The sequence below is a fragment of the Streptomyces sp. NPDC093586 genome, assembly GCF_044764905.1.
GTDB lineage: Bacteria > Actinomycetota > Actinomycetes > Streptomycetales > Streptomycetaceae > Streptomyces.
In genome coordinates, this window is sequence record NZ_JBIWJA010000017.1 from 137,587 (window position 1) to 152,605 (window position 15,019).

Here is a 15,019-nt window from a genome sequence, read left to right on the forward strand (position 1 = left end):
AAGGAAGGCACCAGCGTGGGAGAGACGTGGACCACGGACAGCGCCGGGGCGGACACCGTCGGCGTCCGGCTGTTCTGCTTCGCGCACGCGGGCGGCGGAGCGGCCGCCTTCCGGCCCTGGCAGCGGCGTCTGGCCCCCTCGGTCGACGTGCGCCCCGTGCTGCTGCCCGGCCGGGAGACGCGCCTGAGGGAGAAGCCGTACCGTCGGATGGCCGAGCTGCTCGGACCGCTGTGCGACGGCCTCCTGCCGCTGCTGGACCGCCCCTTCGCGCTCTTCGGGCACAGCCTGGGGGCGGCGGTCGCCTACGAGACGGCCAGAGAGATCACCGCGCGCGGCTGGGGCGAGCCCCTGCACCTGTTCGTCTCCGCCCGCCGCGCCCCGCACCTGCCCGCCCGCCTCCCTCCCCTGCACGACCTGCCGGAGGAGGAGTTCCTGACCGCCGTGGCCCGTATGGGCGGAACGCCGCCGGAGATCCTCGAACACCCCGGCCTGCTGAAGGCGTTCGCCACCGCGCTGCGGGCCGACTTCGAGATGCACGAGACCTATGTGCCCCTGCCCGGGGGACTGCTGTCGTGCCCGGTGACGGCACTCGTCGGCGCCCGGGACCCCCAGGTCGGAACCGACGAGATGGCGGGCTGGCGGGACACGACGCGCGGTGCCTTCGCCCTGCGGGTCGTGGAGGGCGACCACTTCTACCTCAGGGAGGCCGCCGGCGAACCGCTCGCGACGATCCGCGACGAGCTGGGTGCCGTCGCCCGGCCGTGTGACCACCGCTCACCCACGAGACCACCGAACGACACGCCACACCCAACCAAGGAGAAACAGATGTCGACCCTCGACCTGTCGGGCTGCCACCCCATCTTCGTGCGCCAGATCGAATGCCTGCAGAACAAGGACATCGACGGGCTGATGGAGACCTACCATCGGGAGGCGACCGTCGTCCGCTTCCAGGGCATCCTCAACGGCTTCGACGAAATCAGGGACACCTTCGGCCGGTACATGGACATTCAGGCCAGGTACGAGCGGCTGCTGGAGTACACCCACAGCGAGGACACCATCTTCATGCGCGCGGTGATGAGCGTACGGGGCGAGCAGGAACTCGGGTTCGGAGCCTATGTACTGCGCGACGGACTGATCTGGAGGCAGGTGGCGGGAATCGAGGGTGGTATGCGCGACTGGTTCGCGCAGAACGGATCGACAGGGCATGCTGAGGGGCGGCCCGAGGCGCCCGGCGGGCGCCGCTGAGGAACATGGCAACTGCCAGTATCTGTAAGGGGAAGAGAATGGGTCAGAACGCCACCGGCACCCGGGTTCTGAAGAGCTGGGACGAGAAGGACTTCACCGAGGCCGACGGCAGGAAACTGACGAGCTCGGCCATCGCGTACTCCTACACCGGGGCCATCGAGGGCGACGGGGTACAGCAGTACGTGATGTTCTACCGCACGGAGGACTCCACGACGTTCGTCGGGCTGGAGCAGATCGTGGGACGCCTCGACGGCAGGTCCGGCAGTTTCGTGCTCCAGCACACCGGCGAGCTGACCGGGGACACGGCCGAGGTCACCTGGACCGTCGTGCCCGGCTCCGGCACGGGAGAGCTGGCCGGGCTGACGGGCACGGGGGGCTTCACCGCCACCCACGAGGAGGCGGGCAACGCCACCTACCGGCTCGACTACTCCTTCGAGTGAGCCGGCCGGACCGGCCGGCCGCGCAAAGTTGAGCAGAATCCGGGGCGTCCGCTGACGAGGATAGCCGCCGGGCACTCCGCCCGGCGGCCCCTCGTTGGACGTAAAGGACGCGCCATTGGAAGCGAACCTGCCGACGTCGTATCCCGTCCCGCGCACGTGCCCGCTCGATCCGGCGCCCGTGTTCGGCAATCTGCGCGAGAACCGCCGGCTGCACCGCGTCCGTCTGGACTTCGACGGAAGTGAGGTGTGGCTCGTCACCCGCCACTCCGACGCCCGTGCGGTGCTCTCCGACGAACGGTTCAGTTCCGATTTCTCCCGCGAGGGCTTTCCCGCGCGTATGACGGTTCAGCCGCCGGGGCCTGGAACGTTTATCCGCATGGATCCCCCGGAGCACAGCAGGCTGCGCCGAGCCGTCGTCGACGAATTCAAGAGGAAACGGGTGGAGGCACTCCGCCCTGCGGTACAGACGATCGTCGACGACCTGATCGATGCCATGCTGAAGAGCGGTTCTTCCGCGGACCTCGTGCAATGCATCGCCCTTCCGCTGCCGACCCTGGTCATCTGTGAACTCCTCGGTGTTCCCTATGCCGACCGGCATTTCTTCCAGGAATGCACCGGGGTCATCGGCGACCACTCCGCCACTCCCGCGCGCCGGCAGGTCGTACGGGACGAACTGCGCGCCTACATCGACCGTCTGGTCGGCCGCAAGACGGAGCACCCCGAGGACGACCTGCTGAGCCGGGTGGCCGCGGAGCGGGACCGTGACCACCTCACCCACGACGAGATCGTCGGCATCGCCACCCTGCTGATGATCGCCGGATTCGAGACGATCGCCAACCAGATCGGCGTCGGCACGCTGACCCTGCTGCGGCACCCGGAGCAGATCAGGGCGCTGCGCGCGGACCCCTCGCTGGTACCGGGTGTCGTCGAGGAGACGCTGCGCCACCAGACGGTGATCGACTACGGGCTGCGGCGGGTCGCCGTGCAGGACGTGGAGATCGCCGGGCAGACCATCCGCGCCGGCGAGGGCGTCGTCGTCGTGCTGGCCTCGGCGAACCGTGACGAGGACGCCTTCCCCGACCCCGACCGGCTCGATCCACGCCGTGAAGCGAACGAGCATCTGGCGTTCGGCCACGGCCTCCACCAGTGCGTGGGCCAGCTGCTCGCCCGTCTGCAACTGGGCGTGCTGTGGGGCACGTTGTTCACCCGCGTGCCCACCCTGCGGACCGCCGTGCCGCTGGAGGAGATCCCGTTCCGTACCGACATGTTCGTCCACGGCGTCCACGCACTGCCGGTGACCTGGTGACCGGTGCGGCGGCGCAGCCTTCCGCCCGCACCATCCGATCGTCTGGGCGCGCCGCGCTCCGGACCGACGTAAGGAGCCGTTGTGGCCCAGCTTGACGAAGAAGCGCCCCGTCCGGCCGACGCGGGCGGGACGCCCCCGCCCTTCCCGTTCCCGATCAGGTCCGCCCTCGACCCGTCACCGGAGTATGCGCGGCTGCGCGCGGAGAAGCCGGTCAGCCGTGTCACCCTGCCCAGCGGCGACACCGCATGGATCGTGACCCGCTACGAGGACGTGCGGTTCGTCTTCAACGACGCCCGGTTCAGCCGCCAGGCCGCCACCCGCCCCGAGGCGCCCAAGCTGATGCCCGGTGTCGAGGGGGACCCCGACTCCATCGTCAGCAAGGACGCACCCGACCACACCCGGCTGCGCAGGCTCGTCGCCCCCGCCTTCACCGTCCGGCGCATCGAGGGCATGCGGGAGGGCATCCAGAGCACCGTCGACGGGCTGCTGGACGCCATGGAGGAGGCGGGCAAGCCCGGGGACGTGGTCTCCTCGCTGGCCGGACCGCTGCCGATCATCACCATTTGTGACCTGCTCGGGGTGCCTCCGGCGGACCGGGACAGGTTCCGTGAGTGGTCGGACACGATGTTCCGCACCTCGCCCGACGAGCTGGAGACGGCCGTCGCCGCGCGCAACGCGCTGATCGGCTACCTCGCCGCCATGGTTCAGGAACGCCGCGCGAAGCCCGCGGACGACCTGCTGGGCGTCCTGATAGCCGCCCGCGACAACGACGACCGGCTCAGTGAGCGAGAGCTCGTCTCCTTCGCCGGCGGCCTGATCGTCGCCGGCTACGAGACGACCGCCAACCGTCTGGCGAACGCCGTCCTGGTACTGCTGCGCAACCCCGACCAGTTGGAGCTGCTGCGAGCCGATCCGGAGCTGATCGCCGACGCCGTCGAGGAACTGCTGCGCTTCATCCCCGGCGGTGCCGCGGGCGGGCTGATGCGCGTGGCCGTCGAGGACGTGGAGGTCGGGGGAGAGCTGATCAGGGCCGGTGACGGTGTCATCGCCATCACCAACTCCGCCAACCGCGACGAGTCGGTCTGGGATTCCCCCGACCGGTTCGACATCACCCGCAAGCCCGGTTCCCACACCTCGTTCGGCCATGGCATCCACCACTGCGTGGGCGCCCAGCTCGCGCGGCTGGAACTACAGGTCGGCATTGGCACCTTGCTGCGCCGCTTCCCCGGCCTGAGGCTCGCCGTGTCCGAGGCCGAACTCCCCTGGAAAAAGAACGTGGTCATCCACGCCCTGGAGGCGCTGCCGGTCACCTGGTGACGCTCCCGGGACACGGGAACGGGGCCGGGATCTCCTCCCGGCCCCGTTCCCGTGCGCCCGTTCTCCGGGCCGCGGACTCCTCCGCGCGGCTGTCGCGGACTGCTACCCGCGGGTGAGCCGCTGGCTGAAGAACCACTCGTGCCCCTCGTGGTCCTCCACCTTGCACACACGCATGCCCTGCGGCGTGTCCGTCGGAGGGAAGACCGGCTTGGCGCCCGCGGCCTCCGCCCGCTTGTACTGGGCGTCCACATCCTCGACGTCGACCGACACCATCGCGTTCCGGTAGCCGGTGCGGACCGGGGAGCGGTAGTCGTCGCCCGGCCCGGCCAGGTAGACCGGATCGCCGGAGGGCGTCAGCATTTCGGCGTGGAACACCGGACCGTCCGGGTGCGCGAACCGCTCCCGCTCCGTGAACCCGAACGCCTCGCTCAGCCACTCCAGGGCCCGGGCCACATCCTCGTACTTCAGGTATGGGATAGCTGCCATGGAGCCGAGGGTAGGGACGCGCTTCCGTTCCGCCTGGCCAAAGTTGCGCACCCGGAGGTCTTTTCCTGTTCCCGGCGGCTCAGCCGACGACGAGCTCGAAAGGGATCGACAGCCGTCCGCCGAACCGCTCGCCCGTGGCCCGGAACAACCCGGTCAGCGGGGTGCGCACATCGACCGGCCCCCCGCCGCCCAGCGCGGCCAGGTACGTCTTGTGCGCCTCCAGGGACGCCACCGCCTCGTCGACGGCCCCGCTCACGTCCACCGCGTGGGTCGGCTCGGGGGAGCCGATCATGGTGACGTAGCGAACCCCGCCCCACGGCTCCCCGGCCTCGGGGAAGATCCAGCGGTTGCCGGCGTCGGCCACGGCGTCGAGCAGCGCCCGCCCGGCGTTGCGGTGGTCCGCGGTGTTCCACCGCCCGGTGTGCGTGGTGTCCCTGTGGTTGTAGCCGACGACGAGTTGTGGGCGGTGGCGACGGATCGCCGCGGCGATGTCGCGGCGCAGCGCCGTGCCGTACTCGACCACACCGTCGGGGTGGTCGAGGAACTCCACGCTGCGGACCCCCACGATCGCGGCGCTCCTGCGCTGCTCCTCTTCGCGGACCCGGGCGGCCTCCTCCGGGCGCATCCCGTCGATGCCCGCCTCACCGCGCGTCAGCAGCACATAGCCCACCTCCTTCCCGGCGGCCGTCCACGACGCCACCGCGCCGGCGCCCCCGAACTCCATGTCGTCGGGATGGGCGACCACGCACAGGGCCCGCTCGAAATCCATCGGCATCTCGTCCAGCTGCTTCGTCATGTGGGCGACCCTGGCACCCGTGGCGGGCGGCGTCTGCTCTCAAGTGAGCGATTGGCGGAAAATCCCCGGGATGCTCAATGATGCGCAGAGAGGTGGACGCGCCACTGCGTAGGTTCCCCGCGCCAGGCATGGCAGGTGAGGAGGAACCATGACCGAGTCAGAGCGCGCGGTGGCGAGGAGAACGCTTCTGCGGACGGCCGCGGGAATCACCGCCGGCACCGCGATGGTGGGAGCGCTCGCCGGCTGCAGCGACGACGGCGACGGGTCCACGGGGGCGGATGGCGACGGCAAGGGCGGCAGCTCCGGCCCCAAGCGCGGGGGCAGGCTGCGTGCCGCCTTCATCGGCGGCAGCAACGAGACGGCCGACGTCATCAAGGCGGCCAACACCCCGATCGATTACGTGAGGGCACGCGTCGTCTACGACGAGCTGTGCGTGATCGGACCCGACGGCGGTGTGCAGATGCAGCTCGCCGAGAGCATCGAGCCCAACACCGACGGAACCGAGTGGACGATCCGGGTGCGCGACGGGGTGCGCTTCAGCAACGGCCGCAAGCTGGGCATCGACGACGTGCTGTATACCCTGAGCACCCAGATCAAGCAGCAGGCCAACACGGCCCCGCTGCTGGTCGACGTGGACATCGCCAATGCCCGGCGCAAGGACAGCCGTACCGCGGTGCTCCCGATGAAGCGGCCCCACGGGTTCCTGGACCTCGTCTTCACCCAGGGCGTCTTCGTGTTCCCCGAGGGCACCAAGAACTTTGAGAAGGCGCCGGGCAGCGGCCCGTTCCTGCTGGAGAACCACCGCGTCGGGCAGGGCGCACTGCTCAAGCGGAACCCGGACTACTGGAGTGACAAGGGCCCCTTCCTGGATGAGCTGGAGCTGCTGTCCATCGCCGACGGCGAGGCCCGCCTCAACGCCCTGAAGGCCGGGCAGGTCGACTACGCGGCGAGCATCTCCCTGGTGGCCGGCCGCGCCGAGCGCCAGAACGGGCAGATCCAGCTCCTCACCCCGCCCAAGTGGGAGTGGCCCAACTTCGGGGCGATGCTGAAGCGCAACCAGGCCCCCTTCAAGGACGCGCGCGTGGTGGAGGCGCTCAAGTACGCCGTGGACCGCGAGGAGATGGTCAAGAGGGTCACGCTCGGCTTCGGCGAGTTCGGCAACGACCTGTTCGGCAAGCACCTGCCGTACTACGCGGAGGACCTGCCCCAGCGAGAGTACGACCCGGAGCGGGCGAAGAAGCTGCTCAAGGACGCGGGTGCGGAGGACCTCTCGCTGACTATCCGCACCAGCGACTACGAGTACGGCCTCACCGAGGGCGCGGTGGTCCTCGCCGACCAGGTCAAGAAGGCCGGTGTGAAGATCAAGCTCGACAAGGTGCCGGCGGGTGACTTCTTCGCAGACCCGAAGGTCTTTATCGGCGCCCACTTCCAGTCGGCGAACCGCAAGCCCCGGCCGCTGCCCCTGGACGTGCTCTTCTTCTACGGCAGCGAAGCGCTGCTGCCGTTCACGGGCCTCGCCGGCGGCAAGATCGACTCCCTGGTGGACCGGGTGCGCTCCGCCGTCACCGACGAGCAGCGCAGGAGCTCGCTGAGCGACATCCAGCACTACCTCTACGACGAGGGCGGCGACATGGTCTGGGCGAAGGCGCCGGTGCTGGCCGCGGCGATGCCCAAGGTGCACGACGTCAAGTCGCTCGGCTACCCGACCTTCCCCAGCTTCCGAGACGCGTATCTGGCATGAAGACCGCAGCGCACCCTCACGCGGAGCAGACCTCCGCGGGGTGGGGCCCCCTGTGGCGCTTCGTGGGACGGAGGCTGGTCCTGGGCGTCGTCGTGCTGGGCGCCGTCTCCGCGATCGTTTTCACGGCCACCGAGCTCGCGCCCGGCGACGCGGCGACCGCCTCCCTGGGGTCGGAGGCCACCCCGGAGGCGGTCGCCGCGCGCCGTGCGGAGCTGGGCCTGGACCGGCCCGCGGTGGTGCAGTACGCCGACTGGCTGGGCAGCGCCCTCACGGGGGACCTGGGCACCTCCTACGTCTCCGGCGGCTCCGTGGCGGATCTCGTGTTCCCACGCGCCGTCAACTCCCTGGTCCTGGCGGGGATCACCCTGGCCCTCCTCGTCCCGATCGCGGTCGGCCTCGGCGTCTGGGCGGGCCTGCGGGCGAGCGGCGCGGCCGACCGGGGCATCTCGCTGATCACGCTGACGCTGGTCTCGATCCCCGAGTTCGTGACCGGATCGGTGCTCGTCCTGGTCTTCGCCGTCCAGCTGGACTGGCTGCCGGCCGTGTCGGTGATCGGCCCCGGGCAGGGAGTGCTCAGCAATCCCGAGATCCTCGTCCTGCCCGTGATCACGCTGCTGATCGGCTGCATCGCCCACAACACACGGCTGGTACGCGCCGGGGTGACGCAGAGCGCGACGAGCGACGCCGTGGTGACCGCCCGCCTCAACGGCGTGCCCGAGCGCCGGGTCGTACGGAAGTACATCCTGCCCGCCGCCATCCCGCCCGTCATCCCGCTCCTGGCGCGCTACACGGCGCTGCTGGTGGGCAGCGCCCTCGTCGCCGAGACCCTCTTCGGCTTCCCGGGACTGGCCTCCGTGCTCGTCCAGGCGTCCGTGGGACGGGACGTTCCCACGGTGCAGGCGGTCGGCCTGCTGGTGGCCGCACTGACCGTACTGGTGAACCTGGCGGGCGATCTCCTCGGTGTTCTCGTCGACCCCCTGCGGAGGCTTCCGCGATGACCGCGACACACTCCTCTCCCGGCGGATCCGCCGGGTCCCCCCGGGCCGCCGCGCCCGGGCGGCCGGCCCGCAGGAAGCCCGTCGCGGCCGTGCTGTTCGGCCTTCTGGTGCTGCTGGCCCTGTGCGGCCCGTGGCTCGCCCCGCACGATCCGCTCACCGGTGCGGGCATACCGTACGCGCCGGTCAGCGGCGACCACCTGCTGGGCACCGACCACCTGGGCGCGGACGTGCTGAGCAGGGCCCTCACGGGAGGCCGGGTGCTCATCCTGGTCACGCTCGCCGTGCTGCTGGCCGCCTACGCGCTGGGCACCGCGGCGGGCATGCTCGCCGCCTACCGGGGCGGATGGGCGGAGACCCTGGTGATGCGGCTGGCCGACGTGCTTCTGGGCCTGCCGCCGCTGGTGCTCATCGCGGTGATCACCACGGGGACAGGGCCGGGGGTCTTCGGGGTGGCGATCTCGGTGGTGGCGGTGATGCTGCCGGACATCGCCCGGATCGTCAGGGCGTCCGCCGTCCAGGCACTCGCCCACGACTACGTCGAGGTGGCCGTCGCGCGCGGGGAGACGACCCGCTCCGTGCTGTTCCGCGAAGTGCTCCCCAACCTCGCCGTCACCCTGGGCGCCGACGCCGGCGTGCGGTTCGTCGGGGCGGCGTACGCCGTGGCGACCGCGGGCTTCCTGGGACTCGGGGCTCAGCCCCCCACGCCCGACTGGGGGCTGATGATCCTGGAGAACCGCGGCGGACTCGCGCTCCAGCCGCTAGCGGTGCTCGCGCCCAGCGTGATGCTGCTGGCGCTGCTGCTGGCCGCGGGTCTCATGGTCGACGGATTCGGCCCTCTCTCCGCCGTGCGCGGCGCGGTGCGGAGCAGGGCCGCCGTGCGGCAGAGGAGGACCGGGCAGGACCGGGACCGCGAGCTGGCCGGCGCCCGCGAGGACGGCCTGGCCGCCGTGGCGCGCGGACTGAGCCTGACCGTCGCCGAGACCGGCCGCCCTGTGGTCCGCGATGTGGACCTCTCCGTGCCGCGGGGTGCGGTGGTGGCGCTGATCGGGGACTCGGGGAGCGGCAAGACCAGCACCGCGCTGGCCCTGCTCGGGCACACCGCCCCCGGGCTAGAGAAGGAGTCCGGCACCGTCCGGCTGCTCGGAACGGACATCGGCGGCCTGTCCGGGGAGGCGCTGCGCGCGCTGCGCGCCCGGTCGGTGGCGTACGTCGCCCAGGACCCCCGCACTTCCTTGCCCATGCATCTGCGCGTCGGGACCCTGCTGGACGAGCAACTGCGCCTTCTGGGCACCCCCGCCGCGGCACGGCGGGCGAAGGCCGAGGCCGTACTGCGCCGCCTGTCGCTGCCGTCGGACACGGCGTTCCTCTCCCGCCGCCCCCACCAGTTGTCCGGAGGACAGCGGCAGCGGCTGGCCATCGCGGCCGCTCTGGCACGCGATCCGGAACTGCTGGTGCTGGACGAGCCGACCAGCGCCCTCGACCCGGAGAACACTGCGCGCCTGCTCGACGAGGTCGTGGCGCAGTGCCGCGACGCGTCCGCCGCGGTGCTGCTGATCTCCCACGACCTCGCCGCGGTTGCCGAAGTGGCTGACACCGTTGTGGTGATGAGCGAGGGACGGGTGGTGGACTCCGGCTCCGCGGAGCTCCTGCGGAGCCATGTGGCCGGGCAGGGCGGGAAGGACGCGCCGCTCACCCCGCCCCGGCCGAGGGACGGAGCCGGTCCCTCGCAGGAGTCCGTCGCCGGCGGCGATCTGCTGCGCGTCGAGGGCCTGACCGTGGACCGGGGCAGATCGGGACGCGTGCTGTCGGACGTGTCGCTGGCGGTGCCCCCGAGTGGCCGGCTCTGCGTCATCGGGCCCTCCGGCAGCGGCAAGAGCACGCTGCTGCGCGTGATCACCGGCCTGGTGGAGCCCGTCGGGGGCAGGGTGCTGCTGGAGGGCGAGCCGCTGGCACCGGCGCTCGCCCGGCGGGAGCAGGACCAGCTCAGACGGTTGCAGCTGGTGCCTCAGAACCCGTACGACTCGCTCAACCCGCGGCACAGCGTCCGCCGGATCGTCGGCCGCCCGCTGCGGCAGTTCGGCCTGGTCCCCGACGAGGCGGTCGAGCGGGAGACGCAGGCGCTGCTGGCCCGGGTGGGCCTCACCGCCGAGCACGCGGCGCGCCGTCCCGCGGCGCTCTCCGGCGGGGAGCGGCAGCGGGTGGCCCTGGCACGGGCCCTGGCCGCGCGACCGGACGTGCTGCTGTGCGACGAGGTCACCAGCGCCCTGGACCGCAACACCGCGCTGATGGTCCTCGACCTGCTGGACGAGGTGTGCCGCGAGCTGGGGACCGCCCTGGTGGTCGTCACGCACGACCGGATGGTGGTGGACCGGCTGGGCGGCCCGACGGCCGAAGTCGCGGAGGGCCTGCTGGTGCACACGGGAACGGACAAGCCGGCCACGAGCGTGTGACGACACATCAGCGTGAAGCGCCCGGCCGGAGAACCCCGGCCGGGCGCTTCACGTTCCGGGTCAGACCAGTCCGCCGCTCAGGGCCAGGCGCTCCCCGACGTACCTGGCCAGGTTCGGCTGGTTGATGATGATCGAACCCCGGCTGGACTCCAGGAGGCCGGCCTCCCGGAAGCTCTTGAGGAAGTAGCCCACCCGGGACCGCGTCGTGCCGACCATCTCGGCCAGCTCCTCCTGGGTGAGCCGGGCGGATATCACCATGCCCCGGCCGCACCGCTGGCCGAACCGGTGCGAGAGCTGGAGCAGCCTGGCTGCCAGGCGCATCTCGCTCTCCATGGTGACCAGATCGGCGATGATCCGCTGCTGTTCGGCGATACGGTCGGTCAGATGGGCGGTGAAGTTCTCCAGCAGCCCCTCGCGGTCCAGGATCCTCAGCAGCCTCCGATGGGATATGCGGACGAGTTCCGTGTCGGTCATGGCCACGGCCGTGTCGGTGCGACGCGTGTTGGTCAGGCACAGTTCACCGAAGACGTTGCCCGGAAGGTAGAGGTCGAGCAGACATCGCTTCCCGCTCGCGGTGATCATGACCGTTTTGACCTGCCCCGACTTGACGAAGTAGACGTTGCGATCGGTCTCCGCGCAGTTGTACACGTGCTCTCCCCGCAGCACTGTGACACCTCGGAGGTCGTGCTCGTCCTGACGGATCCGGTAGGCGATCCGCTCGGTGAACTTCCTTGCATCCATGAGATATGACGATTGGGTCATGTGGACGTAAGGGGGGATGTGCCCAGGCGACGGGCGCGGCCTGTCCGTCCGAGTGCTGGTCCCCGTTCCAACGCCTGAAGCTCACCCCCTTCCCCCTTCCTTGGATTCGGTCACGGCCAGTGACTGCCAAGCCGGCCGGAATCCTCCAGCCGGTTCTTGCACGGCCGGTCCGGAAAGGACCCGGCCGGGGTGATGCGAACCGTCACGGTTCCCTGCGGCCCCTGGTGGAGGCGGCCGCTGTGGTGTGCTCGATGCCGCTGCACGTCGCGTAGTCCGGAAGCAGCCCTTGGGCCTCGGCTTCGGCGAGCGTGGGGGCGGCACGGTCCCGGTCGGACTGGATAGGCTCCGTATCGGCCGGGACAGGCAGCCCCAGCGCCGGGTCCAGGGCTGAGATGGCCAGTTCGTGCTCGGGCACGTACGCCCGGGAGAGCATGTAGGACACCACGGTGTCGTCCCGCAGGGCGACGAAGGCGTGCCCCACCCCCACGGGCAGGTAGACGGAGCGGAAGTGCCGCTGGTCCAGCAGGACCGCGTCCCACCGCCCGTACGTCGGCGAACCGACCCTGATGTCCACCACGATGTCGAGCGCCTCACCCCGCGCGCAGTACACGTACTTGGCCGTGCCGGGCGGGGTCGCGGTGAAGTGCACGCCCCGCACCACGCCCCGCCGGGACCTGCTGTGGTTGGTCTGGGCCACAGGGAACAGAGGGTTTCCGGTCGCCTCCATGAAGGCCGCCTCCTGGAACGGGGAGACGAAGAGACCGCGCTCGTCGGGGAAGACGCGGGGGGTGAACTCGAAAGCGCCGTCGACGGCGAGTCTTCGTGATCTCATGCCAACTCCGGTGTGGGGGAAGGACCGCGGGCTTCTAGAGCCGGGCCAGGACGTCGCGCAGGGCGTCTATCACCGCCTCCTGCCGGTCACAGGGAAGGGAGGGGTACATCGGCAGGGAGAAGATCTCGTCCGCGAGCCTCTCGGTCACCGGGAGGGAACCCCTGCCGTACCCCAGGTGGGAGAACCCGTCCATGGTGTGGACCGGCCATGGATAGCTGATGTTGAGCTCGATGCCGCGGACCCTGAGCTCCTTGAGGATGCGGTCGCGCTGCGGATGGCGCACCACGTAGAGGTAGTACACGTGGTCGTTCCCCTCGACCGTGCGCGGCAGCACGAGGCCGGTGTCTGCCAGGCCCTCGTCGTAGCGGCGGGCGACGGCCCGGCGGGCGTCGACATAGGAGTCGAGCCGCCGGAGCCTGCGGCGCAGGATCTCCGCCTGGACCTCGTCGAGCCGCGCGTTGTGCCCGGGGGTCTCGACGACGTAGTAGCGGTCCTCCATGCCGTAGTAGCGCAGCCGCACCAGCTTCCGGGCCACCTCGTCGTCCGAGGTCAGCACGGCTCCCGCGTCCCCGTAGGCGCCCAGCACCTTCGTCGGGTAGAAGGAGTACGCCGCCGCGTCCCCGATGGCCCCGGCCTGCCGGCCGCGGTGCCGGGCACCGTGCGCCTGGGCGCAGTCCTCCAACAGGGCCAGCCCGTGACGTGCGGCGATCCGCTCCAGCGGGGCCATGTCGACGCACTGCCCGTACAGGTGGACGGGCAGCAGACAGCGGGTGCGGTCGGTGACCGCGGCCTCCACCTGGCCGGTGTCCATGAGGTAGCTGTCGGCGTGGACGTCGACGAACACGGGGGTGGCCCCCACCGCGTCGATGGCCACCACCGTGGGGGCCGCCGTGTTGGACACGGTGACAACCTCGTCCCCGGGCCGCACGCCCAGGGCCTGGAGGGCCAGTTTGATGGCGTTCGTGCCGTTGTCGACGCCGACGCAGTGCCGTACGCCGTGCCAGGCCGCGAATTCCCGCTCGAAGCCACGCATGCTCTCGCCGAACACCAGCCTGCCGGAGCGGAACACCGTGTCGACGGCGTCGAGGATGTCCTCGCGCTCGGTCTCGTATTCCAGCAGGTAGTCCCATACCCGGGTCGTCATCCGCGGTCCGTCCCTTCGCGTGCGATGGTGGCGACAGAAACCCTCAGAACTCTTCCGCCATGGCGGCGACCGTGCGGTCCAGCGCCTCGTACAGCGCAATCCGGGGGGACCAGCCGGTGGCCGCCCGGAAGAGGGACGAGTCGATGGTCACGTCGGCGAAGTCGGTGGCGGGGGCGTGCGCGGGCGGCTCGACGGACACCACGGGAACCGGCTGCCGCCCGGTGCGCTCGGCGACGATCCGTGACACGGCCCGGAACACGTCCCCGAGCCGGTCGCCCCGCCCCGCACCCAGGAGCCAGTGCCGTCCGACGAGTTGCTCGGGCCGGTCGACCGCGGCCAGGAAGGCGTCCGCCACGTCCGACACGTGCACCAGGTCCCGCTTGACGGTGCCGTCGTGCCACATGGTGAGCGGCTCTCCGGTGAGCGCGCGCCGGATCATCGCCGACACCACGCCCCGGTCCCTCGCCCACGGCGCGTAGGGCTCACCGAAGACCGTCGGCAGGCGCAGGCTCACACCCCGCACCACTCCCTCGGCGCTGGCGGCCATGAGGAGCTCCTCGGCGGCGAGCTTCTGCCGGTCGTACTCCGTGGCGGGCCGGTCCCGTTCGGTGCCGTCGATCACGTCCCGCGGCGGCACCCCCACCTGTGAGGCGGCGCCGGCGTAGACGACCAGCGGGGGCGGGCCCGCGGAGCGTTCCGCGCGCAGGACCCCGAGGAGCTCCCGCATGATCCCGACGTTCACCCGCTCGCTCTCCGGGTCGCTCTCGGCCGCCCGCCACCCGCCGCTGTGGGTCACGAGGCAGACCACCACGTCGGAACCCGCCACCGCCCCGGCGACCGCACCGGACGCCAGGTCGGCCCGGCACACCTCGACCGCGGCGGACCCGCGCGGTACGGCGCTCGGCCTGCGGGCCACCGCCCGCACGCGGTAAGGACGCGGGGCCAGGGCGGCCAGCACCGCAGAGCCGACGAATCCGGAGGCGCCGAGAACGGTGACGACCCGCCCGGCGTGGGCTGCGCCACGGGCTGTCACGGCGCTGAGCTCCACCGCGACCGGTCGAGGGAGACGGGTTCGGAATACACGGCAAGCGTGTGCCCGGGTGCGCCTGCCAGGCAAGGACGGTGGACAGAGACGTCCCCGTATGGCCGTCGGCCCCGGCGGACATCACTGCCGGTATGACCGCGCACTGGATACCGCCCCACTGTGGCCCCCGTTCCCCCTGTGCACCCCGGTGCTCGTGTGGCAGGCGATTCGTGGCCCTGACGCCCGCTGTTTGTATCGTAGCCATGGCGTCTCTATGACAACGCTCACTTTTGAGCGGCAGCCGTGGAGTTCATGACCGCCATCCCGTGGAGGAGTCGGGGGTCCGATCCCCGGGCGACCGGCTGGAGCGGTTGTCCCGTGAACTGCCCCGAGTTTCGTAGAGTCCGGTCTTGATTGGTTCAGGCGGACCGCGTGGCTCGTTCCTGGCTCCGCCAGAAGGCTTCCTCGTACTCGGCAG

13 protein-coding genes are annotated in these 15,019 nt (G+C 71.0%); 7 read left to right on the forward strand and 6 right to left on the reverse strand.

The features are described from left to right. The first annotated feature begins 15 nt into the window (after nt 1–15). The 4 genes from ACIRFH_RS19620 to ACIRFH_RS19635 all read left to right on the forward strand — a co-directional run bounded on the left by ACIRFH_RS19620 (nt 16) and on the right by ACIRFH_RS19635 (nt 4,308). The gene (locus ACIRFH_RS19620) at nt 16–1,245 is read left to right on the forward strand and encodes a thioesterase domain-containing protein (RefSeq protein ID WP_403522199.1); all 1,230 of its coding nucleotides are present in this window, start codon (nt 16–18) and stop codon (nt 1,243–1,245) included. Between the two features lie 38 nt (nt 1,246–1,283). Beyond that, on the forward strand, nt 1,284–1,685 hold the full coding sequence (locus ACIRFH_RS19625; RefSeq protein WP_403522201.1) for a DUF3224 domain-containing protein: 402 nt from the start codon (nt 1,284–1,286) through the stop codon (nt 1,683–1,685). A 115-nt stretch (nt 1,686–1,800) separates the two neighbouring features. Further along, nucleotides 1,801–2,991 carry a cytochrome P450 gene (locus tag ACIRFH_RS19630; protein ID WP_403522203.1) on the forward strand — a complete coding sequence of 397 codons (1,191 nt, stop codon included), beginning with the start codon at nt 1,801–1,803 and terminating at the stop codon, nt 2,989–2,991. A gap of 81 nt (nt 2,992–3,072) precedes the next feature. Continuing rightward, nucleotides 3,073–4,308, forward strand: coding sequence for a cytochrome P450 (locus ACIRFH_RS19635; RefSeq protein WP_403522205.1), 1,236 nt, complete (start codon nt 3,073–3,075; stop codon nt 4,306–4,308). A 102-nt stretch (nt 4,309–4,410) separates the two neighbouring features. Here ACIRFH_RS19635 and ACIRFH_RS19640 read toward each other — a convergent pair whose 3' ends face one another. Continuing rightward, nucleotides 4,411–4,794, reverse strand: coding sequence for a VOC family protein (locus tag ACIRFH_RS19640; RefSeq protein WP_063816950.1), 384 nt, complete (start codon nt 4,792–4,794; stop codon nt 4,411–4,413). A gap of 79 nt (nt 4,795–4,873) precedes the next feature. Beyond that, nucleotides 4,874–5,590 (reverse strand): PIG-L deacetylase family protein, encoded by a 717-nt coding sequence (locus ACIRFH_RS19645; RefSeq protein WP_403522207.1) that lies wholly within the window; start codon nt 5,588–5,590, stop codon nt 4,874–4,876. Nucleotides 5,591–5,738: 148 nt separating this feature from the next. On the opposite strand from ACIRFH_RS19645, the gene ACIRFH_RS19650 reads away from it, so the two are divergent. From ACIRFH_RS19650 to ACIRFH_RS19660, 3 genes are read left to right on the forward strand one after another with little or no spacing between them, the layout of a single operon-like run. Further along, the gene (locus tag ACIRFH_RS19650; protein WP_403522209.1) at nt 5,739–7,331 is read left to right on the forward strand and encodes an ABC transporter substrate-binding protein; all 1,593 of its coding nucleotides are present in this window, start codon (nt 5,739–5,741) and stop codon (nt 7,329–7,331) included. Further along, the gene (locus ACIRFH_RS19655; RefSeq protein ID WP_403522211.1) at nt 7,328–8,329 is read left to right on the forward strand and encodes an ABC transporter permease; all 1,002 of its coding nucleotides are present in this window, start codon (nt 7,328–7,330) and stop codon (nt 8,327–8,329) included. The genes ACIRFH_RS19650 and ACIRFH_RS19655 overlap by 4 nt, the downstream gene beginning before the upstream one ends. Continuing rightward, nucleotides 8,326–10,779 (forward strand): ATP-binding cassette domain-containing protein, encoded by a 2,454-nt coding sequence (locus tag ACIRFH_RS19660; protein ID WP_403522213.1) that lies wholly within the window; start codon nt 8,326–8,328, stop codon nt 10,777–10,779. The genes ACIRFH_RS19655 and ACIRFH_RS19660 overlap by 4 nt, the downstream gene beginning before the upstream one ends. 60 nt (nt 10,780–10,839) lie before the next feature. On the opposite strand, the gene ACIRFH_RS19665 is transcribed toward ACIRFH_RS19660, so the two are convergent. The 4 genes from ACIRFH_RS19665 to ACIRFH_RS19680 all read right to left on the reverse strand — a co-directional run bounded on the left by ACIRFH_RS19665 (nt 10,840) and on the right by ACIRFH_RS19680 (nt 14,550). After that, complete coding sequence (locus ACIRFH_RS19665) at nt 10,840–11,520, reverse strand: Crp/Fnr family transcriptional regulator (RefSeq protein ID WP_403522215.1); 681 nt, start codon at nt 11,518–11,520, stop codon at nt 10,840–10,842. A 223-nt stretch (nt 11,521–11,743) separates the two neighbouring features. Beyond that, nucleotides 11,744–12,373 (reverse strand): dTDP-4-dehydrorhamnose 3,5-epimerase family protein, encoded by a 630-nt coding sequence (locus tag ACIRFH_RS19670; protein ID WP_403522217.1) that lies wholly within the window; start codon nt 12,371–12,373, stop codon nt 11,744–11,746. Nucleotides 12,374–12,407: 34 nt separating this feature from the next. Then, nucleotides 12,408–13,517, reverse strand: a complete 1,110-nt coding sequence (locus tag ACIRFH_RS19675) for a DegT/DnrJ/EryC1/StrS family aminotransferase (RefSeq protein WP_403522219.1) — start codon at nt 13,515–13,517, stop codon at nt 12,408–12,410. 43 nt (nt 13,518–13,560) lie between these two features. Further along, nucleotides 13,561–14,550: an NAD-dependent epimerase/dehydratase family protein gene (locus tag ACIRFH_RS19680; RefSeq protein ID WP_403522221.1), complete on the reverse strand. Its 990-nt coding sequence runs from the start codon at nt 14,548–14,550 to the stop codon at nt 13,561–13,563. Between the last annotated feature and the right edge of the window lie 469 nt (nt 14,551–15,019).

What these genes read in the sequence shown, in the direction of transcription:
- ACIRFH_RS19625 (WP_403522201.1), top strand. Translation starts at nt 1,284, where the DNA reads ATGGGTCAGAACGCCACCGGCACCCGGGTTCTGAAGAGCTGGGACGAG.
- ACIRFH_RS19640 (WP_063816950.1), bottom strand. Translation starts at nt 4,794, where the DNA reads ATGGCAGCTATCCCATACCTGAAGTACGAGGATGTGGCCCGGGCCCTG.
- ACIRFH_RS19645 (WP_403522207.1), bottom strand. Translation starts at nt 5,590, where the DNA reads ATGACGAAGCAGCTGGACGAGATGCCGATGGATTTCGAGCGGGCCCTG.
- ACIRFH_RS19650 (WP_403522209.1), top strand. Translation starts at nt 5,739, where the DNA reads ATGACCGAGTCAGAGCGCGCGGTGGCGAGGAGAACGCTTCTGCGGACG.
- ACIRFH_RS19655 (WP_403522211.1), top strand. Translation starts at nt 7,328, where the DNA reads ATGAAGACCGCAGCGCACCCTCACGCGGAGCAGACCTCCGCGGGGTGG.
- ACIRFH_RS19660 (WP_403522213.1), top strand. Translation starts at nt 8,326, where the DNA reads ATGACCGCGACACACTCCTCTCCCGGCGGATCCGCCGGGTCCCCCCGG.
- ACIRFH_RS19665 (WP_403522215.1), bottom strand. Translation starts at nt 11,520, where the DNA reads ATGGATGCAAGGAAGTTCACCGAGCGGATCGCCTACCGGATCCGTCAG.
- ACIRFH_RS19670 (WP_403522217.1), bottom strand. Translation starts at nt 12,373, where the DNA reads ATGAGATCACGAAGACTCGCCGTCGACGGCGCTTTCGAGTTCACCCCC.
- ACIRFH_RS19675 (WP_403522219.1), bottom strand. Translation starts at nt 13,517, where the DNA reads ATGACGACCCGGGTATGGGACTACCTGCTGGAATACGAGACCGAGCGC.